Origin of the sequence: Herbiconiux sp. (assembly GCF_023264895.1) — a bacterium.
GTDB lineage: Bacteria > Actinomycetota > Actinomycetes > Actinomycetales > Microbacteriaceae > Herbiconiux.
In genome coordinates this window covers 42627-58155 of record NZ_JAHFUY010000020.1, presented here as the reverse complement: position 1 = coordinate 58155, position 15529 = coordinate 42627, and the positions used below count along the sequence as shown (strand labels likewise).

Here is a 15529-nt window from a genome sequence, read left to right as displayed (position 1 = left end):
AGTGCTCATTCGGTGTTCCTCTCCCTTCATTCAGTGAACGAGTTCTCGGGATCGCCGCAACCCGCTTGACACGATCTGTTTTCTGGCCTTCGGATCGGGACGACCGCTAGCGTGGAGCGGTGAGCACTTCGGAATCCCCCGCCCGCGGTTGGCCCTCCCTCGCGATCGACGACTGGGCCGACACCCGCGTCACGTTCCACCTGTGGACGCAGATCGTCGGCAAGATCCGGATGGCGTTCGCGCCGATGGTCAACCACTGGTGGCAGGTGCCGCTCTACGTGACCGCGCGCGGCCTCACGACCGGGCCGATCCCCTACGGCACCGACCTCTTCGAGATCGAGTTCGACCTGCTCGTGCACCGGCTCGAGCTGCGCCGGAGCGACGGCCGGATCGCGGAGCTCCCGCTCGAGCCGATGTCGGTCGCCGAGTTCTACGAGCAGGTGCTCGCCGCGCTCGAGAGCCTCGGCATCGAGGTCGCCATCCACGCCCGGCCCAATGAGGTCGACCCGGCCATCCCGTTCGCCGACGACACGGAGCACTGCAGCTACGACCGCCGTGCGGTGACGCAGTTCTGGCGGCAGCTCATCCAGGCCGACCGGGTGCTCACGGCGTTCCGCGCGCCGTTCGTCGGCAAGGTGAGTCCGGTGCATCTGTTCTGGGGTGCCCTCGACATCGCGGTGACGCGCTTCTCCGGGCGCGAGGCGCCCGCGCATCCCGGCGGCGTGCCGAACTGCCCCGACCATGTGATGGTCGAGGGCTACTCGCACGAGATCAGCAGCGCCGGCTTCTGGCCAGGAGGCGGGGTCGAGGGCGCCTTCTACTCCTACGCGTACCCGGTGCCGGAGGGCTTCGCCGACGCACCCGTCCCGGCTCCGGCCTACTACAGCGCCGAGCTCGGCGAGTTCCTCCTGCCCTACGAGGCGGTGCGCACGGCGGCCGATCCGGATGCGCTCGTCGCCGAGTTCCTCGAAGCCACCTTCGAGGCCGCCCGCACCCTGGCCCGCTGGGACGACGCGCTCCCCGGCCCCCGCTCGTGACCGCCCTCACGAGCGCCCGCGCCCGCGCGGCGCGGATCTGGTTCGGCGGCATCGCCGTGGTGGTGGGCACCGCGCTCGTCATCCAGCTCGTGCTCGTGTTCACCAATGGCCAGGACGTCAACTCGTTCCAGCCCACCACGAGCCAGAGCCTGGGCGAGCGGCTGGTCAACCTCTTCAGCTACTTCACCATCCAGAGCAACCTGTTCGTGCTCGGCACCTCGATCGCGCTCGCCGTGAGCATCGGCCGAGACGGCCGGCTGTGGCGCGTGCTGAGGCTCGACGCCCTGCTCGGCATCATCATCACGGGGCTCGTCTACGACTTCGTGCTCGCCGGGCTCGTGCACCCGACCGGCTGGGCCCTCGCCGCCACGATCGGCTTCCACTACATCTCCCCCTGGGCGACGCTCCTGGGTTGGCTCATTTTCGGGCCGAGGCCGCGCATGTCGTGGCGGGTGATGTCCCTCGCCTTCATCTGGCCCCTGGCCTGGCTCGTGCTCACCTTCGTGCGCGGAGCTCTCACCGGCTGGTACCCCTACCCCTTCCTCGACGTCGACCTCATCGGCCTCGCCGACTCCCTCCGCAACTCGGCCGTCATCCTCCTCGTCGCGGTCGCGATAGCGGCCCTCCTCACCCTCCTCGACAAGCACCTCCCGGCCCTCGTCCACGACCCCCGCCCCCGCTGAATCCGGTCAGTGTTACGTCGTCGGTCGGGTGGGTGGGTGGTGCCGGGCGGCGGTGCGTAGCGTCGAGGGGTTCGTCGACGAAACTGGAGGCCCCGTGTCCGACTACTACGACCGCGAGAACGACGCCCGCTACACGAGCGTGTACAAGGAGCAGACGCCCGACATCCTCGCCTCGTTCGTGGCGTTCGACGCCTCGGTGTTCGCAACGGACGGGCGAGAGATCCCGCTGAAGTACCGCGAGCTCATCGCCGTGGCGGTCAGCAACACCACGCAGTGCGTGTACTGCATCGACGCGCACAGCAAGCGCGCGGTCGCGGCAGGCGCGAGCGAGAAGGAGCTCGCCGAGGCCGCCTGGGTGGCCACCGCCATCCGCGCGGGCGGCGGCTTCGCCCACGGGCGGCTCGGCTTCAAGCTGTCGGGAGCCCACGAGCACTGACCCGTGCCGACGGGAGCACGGCCGACCGCGTGAGGGGGTTGCGGGGCGCGCAGAGCGTCGTATCGTCGAGCCCATGGCCATTCAGAGCGGTAACGACGAAGAGACCGTCCAGAAGGACGTCACCTACAGCCCCTCCAGCGACGAGGAGACCGCGGAGTCGCAGGAGAACCCGCGCGGCTCGACCCACCTCGACGACCCGGAGGTCGACGACGGGGCGGTCATCTCCCTGCCCGGAGAGGGCGGGCCCGACGACGTGGGCGAGGTCGACGTCGACGAGGAAGCCATCCGCGAGTCCATAGCGGGCCGCGCGAAGCACGCCTGAGCCCACTTCGCTCGCGAGCCCATTAGCTCCCACGGTGGGCCGAATCAGCGGGTGGGCCTCTCCAGGCGCATGACCACCCTGGGGAACCCGTTGAGCAGCGACGTCGTGTCGGCCGCCTTGGTGAAGCCGGCCGCCTCGAACAGCGCGCGCGTCCCCACGTACGCCATGGTGAGGTCGACCTTCTCGCCGCGGTTGTCGACCGGATACCCCTCCACGACCTCGGCTCCCCGCTCGAACGCGAAGGCGGCGGCCCCGGCGAGCAGCGGATGCGAGATGCCCGCACCGCGATGACCGGGCCGCACCCGCAGGCACCACACCGACCACACCACCCGCTCGTCGAGCGAGGGTATGCGGCGGTTGCGCGCGAACGTCGTGTCGGCCCTCGGATGCACGCCCGCCCAGCCGACCACCTCTTCACCGTCGTAGGCCAGCACGCCGGGCGGCGGATCCTCCTCGACAAGCTGCCTCACGAGCGCACCCCGCTGGACACCGACGAGCGCCTGATTCTGCTTCGACGGGATGCGGTAGCTGAGGCACCAGCACACGTTCGCGTCGGGGCGCTTGGGCCCGACCATCGTCGCGACGTCGGCGAAGACGGTTGCGGGCCGCACCTCGATCTGCATGCCGCCACCCTGGCACTGCCGCCTCAGGCGGGCAACAGGGCAGTGTGCTCCTACGGCCGGCCCTCGGCGGACTCACGGGCGAGCGCGCGCCGCAGGTTGCCGCTCCCCCAGAGCCCGTCGGCCACGGCGGTGAGCCCCGCGAGCTCCGCGGTGGCCAGCACGTGCCCGCCCCGCGCGGTGACCGCACCCACGAGTCCGCGCAGTTCCCGCGACCCCGCCGACACGGCTCCCGCCGAATCCGCGTCGAGGTAGACGAGGTCCTCCTCCTGCACTCGCGGCAGGAGCGCGAACGGCGACGACCGCTCGAAGGCCACGTCCGAGCGGGCGATGAGCTCCGAGACCGCCCGCAGATTGGACTCGTCGAAGACGACGTCGCCTCGGCCCATCGTCGCCGAGGCGACATCGACGGGCGGCCGGCCCCGCGCATCCGGAGCCGCCGCACCACGCAGGTAGATGAAGCGCGCCGCCCGCTCGGCGCCCACCAACGAGGCATCCGCGCGGACCGCCGCGAACTGCGCGGCCCCGTGCCCCTCGAGGAGCCTGCGCGTCGACCGGATGACCGCGGCGGGCTCGTCGCGGACGGCCTCCCAGGTGGTCACGAGCTCCTCGTCGGTGCTCGCGAGCGTCACCGACGCATCCGGGAACCGCTGCAGCACCGCCAGCGCGGCGGCCCCGCCGTCGAGGAAGGGGTCGACGAAGCCCCGCAGCTCCTCGGGCGCGGTCGCCGCAGCGAGGCGGGCGTCCCGCCGGGCCCGCACCGAATCGAAGTACGGCGGATCGACCCGGCCGTCGGAGCGCCGCTTCACGCCCGAGGTGAGTTCCGCTTCGCCAGGAGTCCTGCCACGACACGCGTGATGAGCCCGCTGGGCAGCTCGTTCTTCACCGGCAGCTTCAGGGTGTCCTTGCCCGACCGGAAGGGAGCGATCTCCGCCTCCAGGGCGGGGTCGTCGCCGGCGAAGGAGTAGACGGCGTAGAGGGCGAGATGCGCCTTCCAGCCCGCGAAGAAGGTGAGGTGCCGGCCGTCGTAGGAGTAGGTTGGCATGCCGTAGCTGATCGACTCCTCCGCACCCGGGAGAGCTCCGCGCACGAGGGCGCGGAGCTCCTCGAGCCGTGTCGCGACCTCGGGCGGGAACGAGGCGATGTACTCCTCGACCGATTCGGCAGCCTGCTCGGGCATCGCCCCACCTCTCCTCGAACTCCCCGAGCGCCTGCGTCAGCACTGGGGGTCGTGCTGGGCCCGGATCAGTGCCGGGGCTCGTCGAAGTACGAGACGTGGATCTCGTTGCGCTCGCGCGCCGCCTCGGCGCGTTCCTGTCGCAGTCGCTCCGAGCGCTCCTGGCGCTCGCGGAGCGCCTCGGGGTCGACCTCCACGCGACGCACGGTGACGCCGCCCTTGGCGGCGGGGCTCGTGGAGGGCTTCCTGGTCGACCGCGTCGCCGACGAACCGGCGGTTCCGGAGGCGGCCGCGGCGGCGGCCCGGGCCGACACGACGGGCGGCTTGCCGGTGCCCTTGCATCGAGCCCCGTGCTTGTCCTCGTGCTGGATCATCGTCTGGGAGACGAGGCCGACGGCGACCGACTTCCCGCAGACGGGGCATTTCGTTGCGCTGCTAGCCATGTTGTTCTGTGTTCCTCTCGATCACCGGGGTCGCGGTGCGAAACCCCGGTCCTCGATTTTCTCACGGAATCGGCGCACGTCACGCCTCTCCGAAGCCGGTCTCGATGAGATCGGCGAGAGCGTCGACCGCCTCGCGTCCCGCCGGATCGGCGCTCGCGACCTCCACGGAGGCGCCCTTCGTGAGACCGAGCGCCATGATGCCGAGCAGGCTCTTGGCGTCCTTGCCGTTCACGGTCGCCTTGACGTCGAAGGTTCCCGCGAGCTTCACGAATTCGGCGGCCGGGCGCGCGTGCAGGCCGTCGCGGTTCACGATCGTCACCGTGCGCGAGTAGCCGACCTGACGGTCACCGGATGCCGCAGCGCCCGTCGCCGGCGCACCAGCGGCCGGCGCCGCAGCCGGATCATCGACCGAAGTGGTCTCGTCCCCGCCGCTCGCCGCGCTCCGCCCCGCCGCCACGACCTCCGCGAGCGGGGCGCCCGACTCGGCGGCCACGGCCGCAGCGACCCCGCCCTCCACGAGCGGAGCATCCACGATCCGCACGCGGTCCCGCACATCGTCGTCGAGGAAGTCGAGGGCCGTCTCCGCGGTCAGGATCGCCGACCCGAGGTCGCAGAGCACGGCCACGCCCTCGCCGGAGTCGGCTTCGGCGATCGCCTGCCCGGCCTTGTCGAAGCTCGTCCCGATGCCCCCGTCGTCGGTGCCGCCGGCGGCCACGAGCGTGGTGCCCTGCGCCATCTGCGCGGCGAGCTCGACGAGCCCCTCCGCGATCTTGGAGCTGTGCGAGACGAAGACGACGCCGACCTTGCCGGGAGTGCCGCTCACGTCACTGCCCTGCCGAGGGGGATGCCGGCGAAGTGCCTGCCGCGGCAACCGCAGCCGCCCGCAGCAGCAGCGACGACGATTGGGCACCCGGATCGCGGTGCCCGATGGCCCGCTCCCCCAGATAACTCGCGCGACCCTTGCGCGCCACGAGCGGCTCGGTCGCCGCGGCACCCTGCTCGGCGGCGGCGGCCGCGGCCTCGAGGATGGCGACCTCGTCCTGGCCGTCGGCCGCAGCCGCGGAGGCCGCGTCGACAGCCGGTGTCCAGGCGTCGATCATCGTCTTGTCGCCGCTCTCCGCCTTGCCGCGCAGCACCACACCGTCACGGGCCGCGGTCAGGAGCGCGACGAGCGCCGCACCGTCGAGCTCCTTCTCCTGCCCCACGGCCCCGGCGGCCTTGAGGTAAGCCGTGCCGAGGAGCGGGCCCGAGGCCCCGCCCACCGTGGAGATCAGCGTCGTCGCCACGAGCTTGAGCGCGTCACCTGGCGACGCGTCGGCCGGCAGGTCGTCGAGCTTCGCGAGCACGGCGGTGAAGCCGCGGTCCAGGTTCTCGCCGTGGTCTCCGTCGCCGATCTCGCGGTCGAGGGTGATGAGCTCACCCCGATGCTCCGAGACGACGGCGGCGCTCCGCCGGATCCAGTCGGTCGTCCAGTCGATGCCCAGTGTCATCCGATCGACCCTACCTTCCCCACCGCAGAGCGGCGGTCTGCACGGGGGCGTCCCACAGCTCGGTCAGCTCGTCGTCGAGCTTCAGCACCGAGATCGACACACCCTGCATCTCGAGCGAGGTCACGTAGTTGCCCACGAGGCTCCTGGTGACCTCGATGCCCTTGCCCGCGAGCACCTCGGCCGCGTGCCGGAACACCACGTAGAGCTCCACCTGGGGCGTGCCGCCCATGCCGTTCACGAGCAGCAGCACCTTGTCGCCCGAGGCGAACGGCAGGTCCTCCAGCACGGGCTCGAGCAGGCGGTCGACGATCTCGTCGGCGGGCGCCAGCTTGATCCGCTCGCGGCCGGGCTCGCCGTGGATGCCGATGCCGATCTCGATCTCGTCGTCGGCGAGGGTGAAGCTCGGCTCCCCCGCGTGCGGCACGACGCACGGGGTGAGGGCGACGCCCATCGTGCGCACCTGGCCGTTGACCTTCTCGGCCACCGCGGCCACCGCATCCAGGTCGTCACCGCGCTCGGCGGCGGCCCCCGCGATCTTCTCCACGAGCACCGTGCCGGCAACGCCCCGCCGGCCGGCCGTGTAGAGCGAGTCCTTCACCGCCACGTCGTCGTCGATCACGACGGTGCGCACCTCGACCCCGTCGGCGGCCGCGAGGTCGGCGGCGGTCTCGAAGTTCAGGACGTCGCCGGTGTAGTTCTTGACGATGTGGAGCACCCCGGCACCCGAGTCGACGGCCTTCGTGGCGGCGAGGATGGGGTCGGGCGTGGGCGAGGTGAAGACCGGCCCGGGAACGGCCGCGTCGAGCATCCCGTACCCCACGAATCCACCGTGCAGGGGCTCGTGCCCGCTGCCGCCGCCCGAGACGATGGCGACCTTGCCGGCCACCGGGGCATCCTTCCGCGCGATGTAGATCGGATCGTGCGAGACCGTCACGATGTCGCCGTGCGCGGCCTCGAATCCGGCCACCGCCTCGTCGACCACGTTCTTCGGATCGTTGATGAGCTTCTTCATTGAAAATTCCCTCCGATCGGACGTTCGTCGCCCGCGACGGGAGCCAGTGGTTGGCCATCCGGTGCAAATCTACGCCGTTTCGCCGTATACCTGGCAAGACGCTGGGGATATTGTGAAGTACCCGATCACCTCGGGGGCCGCACTCGCGGCCAGTCAGTGCGAAGGAAGGTCAACGTGGACAATCTCGGTATCGATTTCCTCTCGGAACTCGTGGGCACGGCCATGCTCGTGCTCCTCGGCTGCGGCGTCGTCGCGAACGTGGCGCTCATCCGCACCAAGGGCTTCAACGGCGGCTTCCTGATGGTCAACATCGGCTGGGGCCTCGCGGTCTTCGCCGGCGTCATCGTCTCCTACGCCTCCGGTGCGCACCTCAACCCGGCGGTCACTCTCGGCCTCCTCGCCAACGGCGCCACCTCGTTCGGATCGGAGGCCACCGCGGTCGACGTGAACGCCCTGTCGGTGCTCGCCTACATCGGTGCGCAGCTGATCGGTGCGATCATCGGTGCCGTCTTCGTGTGGCTCGCCTACAAGCAGCACTTCGACGCGGAGCCCGAGGCGGCGAACAAGCTCGGCGTGTTCTCCACCGGCCCGGCCATCCGTTCCTACGGCTGGAACCTCGTGACGGAGATCATCGGCACCTTCGTGCTCGTGTTCGTCGTGATCGGCTTCGGCGGCGGCCGCCAGGGAGACGGTGGTCTCGCGGCCCTCGGCGCTCTGCCCGTCGCCCTCCTCGTGATCGGCATCGGCGCGTCCCTCGGTGGCCCGACCGGGTACGCGATCAACCCGGCTCGTGACCTCGGCCCGCGCATCGCGCACGCGCTGCTGCCGATCAAGGGCAAGGGATCCTCCGACTGGTCGTACTCCTGGGTGCCGGTCGTCGGCCCCATCATCGGTGGTGTCCTCGCCGGGCTCGCCGCCATCCCCCTCCTCCCCATCCTCACCTAGCACCTCGAGGGCCGGTCCACGACGATGTGGACCGGCCCTCTCCCTGTCCCGGCCACCTGAGAACAAAGGAGTTTGTCATGTCGGACTACATCATCGCGATCGACCAGGGCACGACCAGCACCAGGGCGATCGTCTTCGATCACTCCGGCTCGATCGTCTCCACCGGTCAACTCGAGCACAAGCAGATCTTCCCGAAGGCCGGCTGGGTCGAGCACGATCCCAAGGAGATCTGGGACAACACCCGCGAGGTCATCGGCCAGGCCCTCTCGAAGGCCAACATCACGCGCCACAACGTGAAGGCCGTGGGCATCACCAACCAGCGCGAGACCGCGGTGGTGTGGGACAGGAACACCGGCGAGGCCGTCTACAACGCGATCGTCTGGCAGGACACCCGCACGCAGGAGATCGTCGACCGCTTCTCCGCCGACGGCGGTGCCGAGCGGTTCAAGGACATCGTGGGCCTGCCCCTCTCCACCTACTTCTCGGGCACGAAGATCGTCTGGATCCTCGAGAACGTCGAGGGTGCGCGCGAGAAGGCCGAGGCCGGCGACCTGCTGTTCGGCACCACCGACAGCTGGGTCACCTGGAACCTCACCGGAGGCGTCGACGGCGGCGTGCACATCACCGACGTCACGAACGCGTCGCGCACCCTCTTCATGGATCTCGAGACGCTCGAGTGGCGCGACGACATCCTCGAGGTCTTCGGTGTGCCCAAGTCGATGCTGCCCGAGATCAAGTCCTCCTCCGAGGTCTACGGCACCGTGCACACGTCGTCGCTCCTCCGGGAGGTCCCCGTGGCGGGCATCCTCGGCGACCAGCAGGCCGCCACCTTCGGTCAGGCCGCGTTCGACGCGGGTGAGGCCAAGAACACATACGGCACCGGCAACTTCCTCATCTTCAACACGGGCACCGAGATCGTGAAGTCCCAGAACGGGCTCCTCACCACCCTCGGCTACAAGCTCGGCGACGAGGCCCCGCACTACGCGCTCGAGGGCTCGATCGCGGTCACCGGATCGCTCGTGCAGTGGCTTCGAGACAACCTCGGCATCATCTCCTCCGCCCCCGAGATCGAGGAGCTCGCGAAGACCGTCGACGACAACGGCGGCGCCTACTTCGTGCCCGCCTTCTCCGGACTCTTCGCCCCCTACTGGCGAGCGGATGCCCGTGGCGCGCTCGTGGGCCTCACCCGCTACGTGAACAAGGGCCACATCGCCCGCGCGGCACTCGAGGCCACCGCCTTCCAGACCAAGGAGGTGCTCGACGCGGTGAACGCCGACTCCGGGGTGCCGCTCACCGAGCTCAAGGTCGACGGCGGCATGATCGCCAACAACCTGCTCATGCAGTTCCAGGCCGACATCCTCGACGTGCCCGTCGTGCGCCCCGTCGTGGCCGAGACCACGGCGCTCGGCGCGGCCTACGCCGCCGGCCTCGCCGTGGGCTACTGGGCCGACCTCGACGAGCTCCGCGCCAACTGGCAGGAGGACTCCCGCTGGGAGCCGCAGATGGAGGAGGCCGAGCGCGCCCGCCTCTACCGCAACTGGAAGAAGGCCGTCACGAAAACCCTCGACTGGGTAGACGAAGATGTGAGCTGAATTGATGCCGCGCCGCCGCCTCTGCGGCGCGGGGGACATGGGCCGTCGTGGCCGCGCTCGCGCGCGGTCGCGGCGGCCCCTCATGGTTACGACCCAAGGCCCAGCAGCATCCAAGATCACCTGGAACCGTGGGGAGCGAGCCGCAAAGCTGCGGGCCGTACTCGCCGACCCAAGGCGGTACGGTCGCCGGTCGGCGCCGCGCAGCGACGCCGACCGACGCCCGCACCGCATGTAGCGTGCGCCGCAGAGGCGGCGGCGCACTATCTATTACTAGCCAAGATCCAGTCCTCGAGCTTCCGAGCCGCCGCCCCCGAGTCCACAGCCTCCGCCGCGATCGTCATCTTCTCGCGGAGACGGTCGACGATCGTGCGGTCGACCTCGGTGGGGTCGGAGGCCAGTTCGAAGGCCACGAGGCCGGCGGCGGCGTTCAGCAGCACCATGTCGCGCACGGGGCCCTGCTCCCCCGACACGACGCGCCGCACCACGTCGGCGTTGTAGTCGGCGTCGCCGCCCTTCAGCTGCTCGATGTCGGCGCGGGCGATCCCGAGGTCGCGCGGGTCGAGGTCGTGCTCCTTGACGGAGCCGCGGGAGACCTCCCAGATGTGGCTGTGTCCGGTCGTCGTGAGCTCGTCGAGCCCGTCGTCGCCGCGGAACACCAATGCGGTCGCCCCGCGGGTCTGGAACACGCCCACGATCAGCGGCACCCGGTCGAGGTGGGCGACGCCCACGGCCGAGGCCTCGGCGCGGGCGGGGTTGCAGAGGGGGCCGAGGAAGTTGAACACGGTCGGCACACCGAGCTGGCCGCGCACGGCGGCCGCGTTCTTGAAGCCGGGGTGGAACTTCGCCGCGAACGCGAACGAGATCCCGGTCTCCAGCAGCACCTCCGCCACGCGCTCGGGCTCGATGTCGATGTCGATGCCGAGCGAGCGCATCACGTCGGAGGAACCGGAGAGCGAGCTCGCGGCCTTGTTGCCGTGCTTGAGCACCGGCACCCCGCTCGCGGCCGCCACGATCGAGGCCATGGTCGACACGTTCACGGTGCCGAACCGGTCGCCACCGGTGCCGACGATGTCGAGCACGAACGGGTCGACCCGGATGGGCAGCGCGTGGTCGAGGATGGCATCCCGGAACCCGACGATCTCGTCGACGGTCTCCCCCTTGGCCCGGAGCGCGACGAGGAATCCCGCCAGCTGCGCCTCGGTCACCTCGCCCAGCATGACCTTGTTCATCGCCCAGCTCGCCTCGGAGATCGAGAGATCGGATCCGGTCAGCAGGTGCGCGATCATGTCGGGCCAGGAATGTGTTTCAGCCATACGAACGATCCTATGGGTCGCTCCTCACGCGGGACACGCCGGTACGGCCGCGCGAGGGAGCCGCTTTGCAAAACCAAGCTGGGAAATCGGACATAATGGTCTTGTGACGAGCAGCTCATTGACCCAATCTCAGAGTGCCCCCATGGTCCAGCGCCCCAACATCGTGGCGGTGGGAACCATCGTGTGGCTCGGCAGCGAGGTCATGTTCTTCGCGGGCCTCTTCGCCATCTACTTCACCCTCCGCAGCACCAATCCGGGAGCGTGGGCCGAGCAGGCGTCGATCCTCAACGTGCCGTTCGCGCTGGTGAACACGATCATCCTCGTCATATCCTCCTTCTGGTGCCAGTTCGCCGTCTTCGCCGCCGAGCGCGGCCAGGCCAAGCGCACGAGCTGGAAGCCGAAGGACTGGGGTGTCACCGAGTGGCTCTTCCTCACCTATGCCTTCGGTGCCATCTTCGTCAGCGGCCAGGTGCTCGAGTACGCGACGCTCGTCTCCGAGGGCATCACGTTCGACGGCGACGCCTACGGCTCGGCCTTCTACCTCACCACCGGCTTCCACGCGCTCCACGTGACCGGCGGTCTCATCGCGATGCTGCTCATGCTCGGGCGCGTGTTCGCGGTCAAGAACTTCGGTCACAAAGAGGCGACCTCGATCATCGTGGTGTCGTACTACTGGCACTTCGTCGACGTGGTCTGGATCGGACTGTTCCTCGTGATCTACGTGCTCAAGTAGCGCAGCCCGCACCGATCCACCCGAAGCCCCGAAAAAGAGAGTAGAGAGAATGGCCCGCAGGAGCAGGAAAGCCAGCAGACGCCATCCCCTGGCAACTGTCGTGCTGATTGCGATCGGCCTGGTCGTCACCGGCGGAGGGTACGCGGCGTTCAGCAGCACCACCACCGCGACCGCCGACACCGAGATCACGAGCCAGGCGGTCATCGACGAGGGCAAGAAGCTCTTCGCCGCGAACTGCGCCACCTGCCACGGCATGAGCCTCGAGGGCACCGACGACGGCCCCGCGCTGATCGGCGTCGGAGCGGCCTCCGTCAACTTCCAGGTGGGCACCGGCCGCATGCCGATGGCCATGCAGGGCCCGCAGGCCATGCAGAAGCCAACCCAGTTCACCGACGAGCAGACCGCCGCCCTCGTGGCCTTCGTCGCCTCGATCTCCCCCGGTCCCGCGGTCCCCGACGAGAGCCTCCTGCAGGCCGACGGCGACGCGGCGAACGGCGGCGAGCTGTTCCGCATCAACTGCGCCATGTGCCACAACGTCGCCGGTGCCGGTGGAGCGCTCACCGAGGGCAAGTACGCCCCCGAGCTCACCGGAGTGCTCGCCACCCACATCTACGAGGCCATGCTCACCGGCCCGCAGAACATGCCGGTCTTCAACGACGACAACCTCACGCCGGAAGACAAGCGCGACATCATCACGTACCTGAAGTACATCGAGAACAACCCGTCCCCCGGCGGGTACGAGCTCGGTGCACTCGGTCCGGTCGCCGAGGGCCTGTTCGCCTGGATCTTCGGACTAGGAGCGATCATCGGCCTCATGGTCTGGCTGACCGCGAAGTCGAACTAGCCCTCGCCCGTGAACACAGGCACAGCACAGAACAGCAAGCTCGAAAGGGAAAACAATGGCACATGACGGGGTGAGCGGGCACGATTCTGCCGCTTCAGATTCGTCGGCCGTCGAGACGAGTCGAGCCGCGTCGACCGGCACCGCGGTCATTGCTTCCGATGTGGTGAACCCGGGCGAGCCGCCCCACCGCAAGCGCGTCACGGATCTCGACCCCAAGAAGGCCAAGCACGCCCAGCGCACGGTCTACACGCTGTTCTACCTGTCGATCGCCGGCAGCATCTTCGCCCTGGCGGCCTACATGGCCTTCCCGATCGAAGACGGCGACATAGCCGCGATCCGCCTGAACAACCTGTTCATCGGTGTCGGCTCGGCGCTCGCCCTCTTCGGCATCGGCCTCGGCGCCGTGCACTGGGGCAAGGCACTGATGGCCGACAAGGAGGGCATCGACGAGCGCCACCCGATCCGCGGCACGCAAGCCACCCGCGACCGCGCGGTCGAGATCTTCCACGAGGCCGACCAGGAGTCGGGCTTCGGGCGTCGCACGCTGATCCGCAACAGCCTCATCGGGGCTCTCGTGGCGTTCCCGCTGCCGGGCCTCGTGCTCTTCCGCGGCTGGGCTCCTCAGGACGAGGATCCCGTGGAGCTGCTCAGCCACACCATGTGGAAGAAGGGCTCGCGCCTCACGCTCGACCCGTCGGGCATCCCGGTCAAGGCCTCGGATGTCACGATCGGCTCGGTCTTCCACATCATCCCCGAGGGCCTCAACGAGCGCGACGACCTTCTCGAGCAGAAGGCCAAGGCCGCCGTGCTGCTCATGCGTCTGAACCCCGACGACCTGACGGTCAGCCCCGGCCGCGAGGACTGGTCGTACGACGGCATCGTCGCCTACTCCAAGATCTGCACGCACGTCGGCTGCCCCGTGGCGCTGTACGAGCAGCAGACCCATCACCTGCTCTGCCCCTGCCACCAGTCGACGTTCGACGTGACGAAGGAGTGCGAGGTCATCTTCGGACCGGCCAAGCGCCCCCTGCCGCAGCTGCCCATCGAGGTGGACTCCGAGGGCTACCTCGTGGCCCGGAGCGATTTCAACGAGCCTGTCGGCCCTAGCTTCTGGGAGCGTTCATGACCAGCACGATCGACAGGACCGGATCGGGAGACAGCACGCCTGCGGGCGCCGCCGCCGCCACCGACAACGGGCCCGCGAAGCCGAAGAGCGGAGGCTTCACCGCCGCCGCGTCGAACTACATCGAGGACCGCACGAGCATCTCGGGCGTCGTCAAGGAGTTCGGCCGCAAGATCTTCCCCGACCACTGGTCGTTCATGCTCGGCGAGGTGGCGCTCTACAGCTTCGTCGTCATCATCCTGTCCGGAACGTTCCTGACGTTCTTCTTCCAGGCCTCGATGGTCGAGACGCACTACGACGGCGCCTACGTGCCGATGAAGGGCGTCGAGATGTCGGCGGCCATGGAGTCGGCGCTGCACATCTCATTCGATGTGCGTGGCGGTCTCCTGGTGCGCCAGATCCACCACTGGGCGGCGCTGCTGTTCATCGCCGCCATCGGCCTGCATATGCTCCGCGTGTTCTTCACGGGTGCATTCCGCAAGCCGCGTGAGCTCAACTGGGTCATCGGCTTCCTGCTGTTCGTCCTGGCGATGGCCGAGGGCTTCACGGGCTACTCGCTCCCCGACGACCTGCTCTCGGGCAACGGCCTCCGGATCATCGACGGCCTGATCAAGGGCATCCCCGTGATCGGCACGTGGACCTCGTTCCTGCTGTTCGGCGGCGAGTTCCCGGGAACGGCGATCGTGGGGCGCCTCTACACGCTGCACATCCTGCTGCTGCCGGCGATCCTCGTGGCGTTCCTCGCCCTCCACCTCGTGTTCGTGATCGTGCACAAGCACACGCAGTACGCCGGTGCCGGTCGCACGAACAACAACGTCATCGGCTACCCGATCCTCCCCGTGTACGCGGCGAAGGCCGGTGGCTTCTTCTTCCTGGTGTTCGGCGTCATCGCCCTGATGGCTTCGTTCTTCACGATCAACCCGATCTGGAACTACGGCCCGTACGACCCCTCGCCGGTGTCGGCGGGTACCCAGCCGGACTGGTACATCGGCTTCGCCGACGGTGCCCTGCGATTGATCCCGCCGGGATGGGAGTTCGTCTGGCTCGACCACACCTGGTCGATCAACATCATCGTGCCGGTCATCGCGCTCGTGGGACTGCTCGCCGCTGTTGCCGCCTACCCGTTCATCGAGGGCTGGGTCACGGGCGACAAGCGCGAGCACCACATCCTCGACCGCCCGCGCAACGCCCCCACCCGCACCGCCATCGGCGCGGCCGGCGTCACCTTCTACGCGGGTCTCTGGGCGGCGGCCTCGTCCGACCTCATGGCGACGCACTTCCAGCTGTCGATCGAGGGCGTCATCCACACCATCCAGGCGTGGGTCGTGCTCGGGCCGTTCCTGGCGTTCTTCGTCACGAAGCGCGTGTGCATCGCGCTCATGAAGAAGGACCGCGAGATCGTGCTGCACGGCTTCGAGTCGGGCCGCATCGTGCGACTCCCCGGTGGCGAGTACATCGAGGTGCACGAGCAGGTCGACGACTACGAGCGCTGGCGTCTGGTCGACTTCGAGGTCTACGAGCCGATCATGCTCCGCCCCAACGCCAAGGGCCAGATCACGCCCGGCATGCGCTTCCGCGCCCGCGTCTCGCGCTGGTTCTTCGAAGACCGCATCGCCCCCGCCCAGCAGCAGGAGCTCGAGTCCGGCCACGGCCACCACGGCACCCACGGCGACGGCACCGACCACTCCCTCGAGGAGGGCCCCGGCCTCACGAAGCCGTAGCCCCACTCCCCGAAGGGCCCCCGCACTCCGTGCGAGGG

At 69.1% G+C, this 15529-nt stretch carries 18 protein-coding genes; 10 read left to right on the top strand and 8 right to left on the bottom strand.

What is annotated here, in order from left to right:
- Window positions 1–119 precede the first annotated feature (119 nt).
- The 4 genes from Q0D57_RS03615 to Q0D57_RS03600 all read left to right on the top strand — a co-directional run bounded on the left by Q0D57_RS03615 (window position 120) and on the right by Q0D57_RS03600 (window position 2478).
- A complete protein-coding gene (locus Q0D57_RS03615) occupies window positions 120–1037 on the top strand; it encodes a DUF5996 family protein (protein ID WP_291038272.1) in 918 nt (305 codons plus the stop codon).
- Window positions 1034–1720, top strand: a complete 687-nt coding sequence (locus Q0D57_RS03610) for a Pr6Pr family membrane protein (RefSeq protein ID WP_291038269.1) — start codon at window positions 1034–1036, stop codon at window positions 1718–1720. The genes Q0D57_RS03615 and Q0D57_RS03610 overlap by 4 nt, the downstream gene beginning before the upstream one ends.
- Before the next feature lie 94 nt (window positions 1721–1814).
- Window positions 1815–2156: a carboxymuconolactone decarboxylase family protein gene (locus Q0D57_RS03605; RefSeq protein ID WP_291038266.1), complete on the top strand. Its 342-nt coding sequence runs from the start codon at window positions 1815–1817 to the stop codon at window positions 2154–2156.
- Between the two features lie 73 nt (window positions 2157–2229).
- Window positions 2230–2478 carry a hypothetical protein gene (locus Q0D57_RS03600; protein ID WP_291038263.1) on the top strand — a complete coding sequence of 83 codons (249 nt, stop codon included), beginning with the start codon at window positions 2230–2232 and terminating at the stop codon, window positions 2476–2478.
- A gap of 44 nt (window positions 2479–2522) precedes the next feature.
- Here Q0D57_RS03600 and Q0D57_RS03595 read toward each other — a convergent pair whose 3' ends face one another.
- The 7 genes from Q0D57_RS03595 to dhaK all read right to left on the bottom strand — a co-directional run bounded on the left by Q0D57_RS03595 (window position 2523) and on the right by dhaK (window position 7220).
- On the bottom strand, window positions 2523–3101 hold the full coding sequence (locus tag Q0D57_RS03595) for a GNAT family N-acetyltransferase (RefSeq protein ID WP_291038260.1): 579 nt from the start codon (window positions 3099–3101) through the stop codon (window positions 2523–2525).
- 50 nt (window positions 3102–3151) lie between these two features.
- Window positions 3152–3907 (bottom strand): hypothetical protein, encoded by a 756-nt coding sequence (locus tag Q0D57_RS03590; RefSeq protein WP_291038257.1) that lies wholly within the window; start codon window positions 3905–3907, stop codon window positions 3152–3154.
- Window positions 3904–4278, bottom strand: a complete 375-nt coding sequence (locus Q0D57_RS03585) for a DUF1801 domain-containing protein (RefSeq protein WP_291038254.1) — start codon at window positions 4276–4278, stop codon at window positions 3904–3906. Before Q0D57_RS03585 ends, Q0D57_RS03590 begins: the two co-directional genes overlap by 4 nt.
- Window positions 4279–4343: 65 nt before the next feature.
- A complete protein-coding gene (locus Q0D57_RS03580) occupies window positions 4344–4718 on the bottom strand; it encodes a hypothetical protein (RefSeq protein ID WP_291038251.1) in 375 nt (124 codons plus the stop codon).
- Between the two features lie 79 nt (window positions 4719–4797).
- The gene (gene dhaM / locus Q0D57_RS03575; RefSeq protein WP_291038248.1) at window positions 4798–5541 is read right to left on the bottom strand and encodes a dihydroxyacetone kinase phosphoryl donor subunit DhaM; all 744 of its coding nucleotides are present in this window, start codon (window positions 5539–5541) and stop codon (window positions 4798–4800) included.
- A 1-nt stretch (window position 5542) separates the two neighbouring features.
- On the bottom strand, window positions 5543–6208 hold the full coding sequence (dhaL, locus tag Q0D57_RS03570) for a dihydroxyacetone kinase subunit DhaL (protein WP_291038245.1): 666 nt from the start codon (window positions 6206–6208) through the stop codon (window positions 5543–5545).
- 10 nt (window positions 6209–6218) lie between these two features.
- On the bottom strand, window positions 6219–7220 hold the full coding sequence (dhaK, locus tag Q0D57_RS03565) for a dihydroxyacetone kinase subunit DhaK (protein ID WP_291038237.1): 1002 nt from the start codon (window positions 7218–7220) through the stop codon (window positions 6219–6221).
- A gap of 174 nt (window positions 7221–7394) precedes the next feature.
- On the opposite strand from dhaK, the gene Q0D57_RS03560 reads away from it, so the two are divergent.
- On the top strand, window positions 7395–8165 hold the full coding sequence (locus tag Q0D57_RS03560; protein WP_291038234.1) for an MIP/aquaporin family protein: 771 nt from the start codon (window positions 7395–7397) through the stop codon (window positions 8163–8165).
- A 77-nt stretch (window positions 8166–8242) separates the two neighbouring features.
- Window positions 8243–9757: a glycerol kinase GlpK gene (glpK, locus tag Q0D57_RS03555; protein WP_291038231.1), complete on the top strand. Its 1515-nt coding sequence runs from the start codon at window positions 8243–8245 to the stop codon at window positions 9755–9757.
- 260 nt (window positions 9758–10017) lie between these two features.
- Here glpK and trpD read toward each other — a convergent pair whose 3' ends face one another.
- Window positions 10018–11070 carry an anthranilate phosphoribosyltransferase gene (trpD, locus tag Q0D57_RS03550; protein ID WP_291038228.1) on the bottom strand — a complete coding sequence of 351 codons (1053 nt, stop codon included), beginning with the start codon at window positions 11068–11070 and terminating at the stop codon, window positions 10018–10020.
- 142 nt (window positions 11071–11212) lie between these two features.
- On the opposite strand from trpD, the gene Q0D57_RS03545 reads away from it, so the two are divergent.
- The 4 genes from Q0D57_RS03545 to Q0D57_RS03530 are packed head-to-tail and all read left to right on the top strand — an operon-like array spanning window position 11213 to window position 15491.
- The gene (locus tag Q0D57_RS03545; protein WP_259531122.1) at window positions 11213–11803 is read left to right on the top strand and encodes a heme-copper oxidase subunit III; all 591 of its coding nucleotides are present in this window, start codon (window positions 11213–11215) and stop codon (window positions 11801–11803) included.
- A 49-nt stretch (window positions 11804–11852) separates the two neighbouring features.
- Window positions 11853–12647: a c-type cytochrome gene (locus tag Q0D57_RS03540; protein ID WP_291038223.1), complete on the top strand. Its 795-nt coding sequence runs from the start codon at window positions 11853–11855 to the stop codon at window positions 12645–12647.
- Between the two features lie 55 nt (window positions 12648–12702).
- A complete protein-coding gene (locus Q0D57_RS03535) occupies window positions 12703–13773 on the top strand; it encodes a Rieske 2Fe-2S domain-containing protein (RefSeq protein ID WP_291038220.1) in 1071 nt (356 codons plus the stop codon).
- The gene (locus Q0D57_RS03530) at window positions 13770–15491 is read left to right on the top strand and encodes a ubiquinol-cytochrome c reductase cytochrome b subunit (RefSeq protein ID WP_291038218.1); all 1722 of its coding nucleotides are present in this window, start codon (window positions 13770–13772) and stop codon (window positions 15489–15491) included. Before Q0D57_RS03535 ends, Q0D57_RS03530 begins: the two co-directional genes overlap by 4 nt.
- The last annotated feature ends 38 nt before the right edge of the window (window positions 15492–15529 follow it).

Excerpts from the sequence above, each read along its gene's own strand:
- Q0D57_RS03580 (WP_291038251.1), bottom strand. The coding sequence starts at position 4,718 with ATGGCTAGCAGCGCAACGAAATGCCCCGTCTGCGGGAAGTCGGTCGCC.
- Q0D57_RS03595 (WP_291038260.1), bottom strand. The coding sequence starts at position 3,101 with ATGCAGATCGAGGTGCGGCCCGCAACCGTCTTCGCCGACGTCGCGACG.
- glpK (WP_291038231.1), top strand. The coding sequence starts at position 8,243 with ATGTCGGACTACATCATCGCGATCGACCAGGGCACGACCAGCACCAGG.
- dhaK (WP_291038237.1), bottom strand. The coding sequence starts at position 7,220 with ATGAAGAAGCTCATCAACGATCCGAAGAACGTGGTCGACGAGGCGGTG.
- dhaL (WP_291038245.1), bottom strand. The coding sequence starts at position 6,208 with ATGACACTGGGCATCGACTGGACGACCGACTGGATCCGGCGGAGCGCC.
- Q0D57_RS03535 (WP_291038220.1), top strand. The coding sequence starts at position 12,703 with ATGGCACATGACGGGGTGAGCGGGCACGATTCTGCCGCTTCAGATTCG.
- Q0D57_RS03585 (WP_291038254.1), bottom strand. The coding sequence starts at position 4,278 with ATGCCCGAGCAGGCTGCCGAATCGGTCGAGGAGTACATCGCCTCGTTC.
- Q0D57_RS03530 (WP_291038218.1), top strand. The coding sequence starts at position 13,770 with ATGACCAGCACGATCGACAGGACCGGATCGGGAGACAGCACGCCTGCG.
- Q0D57_RS03545 (WP_259531122.1), top strand. The coding sequence starts at position 11,213 with ATGGTCCAGCGCCCCAACATCGTGGCGGTGGGAACCATCGTGTGGCTC.
- Q0D57_RS03600 (WP_291038263.1), top strand. The coding sequence starts at position 2,230 with ATGGCCATTCAGAGCGGTAACGACGAAGAGACCGTCCAGAAGGACGTC.
- trpD (WP_291038228.1), bottom strand. The coding sequence starts at position 11,070 with ATGGCTGAAACACATTCCTGGCCCGACATGATCGCGCACCTGCTGACC.
- Q0D57_RS03540 (WP_291038223.1), top strand. The coding sequence starts at position 11,853 with ATGGCCCGCAGGAGCAGGAAAGCCAGCAGACGCCATCCCCTGGCAACT.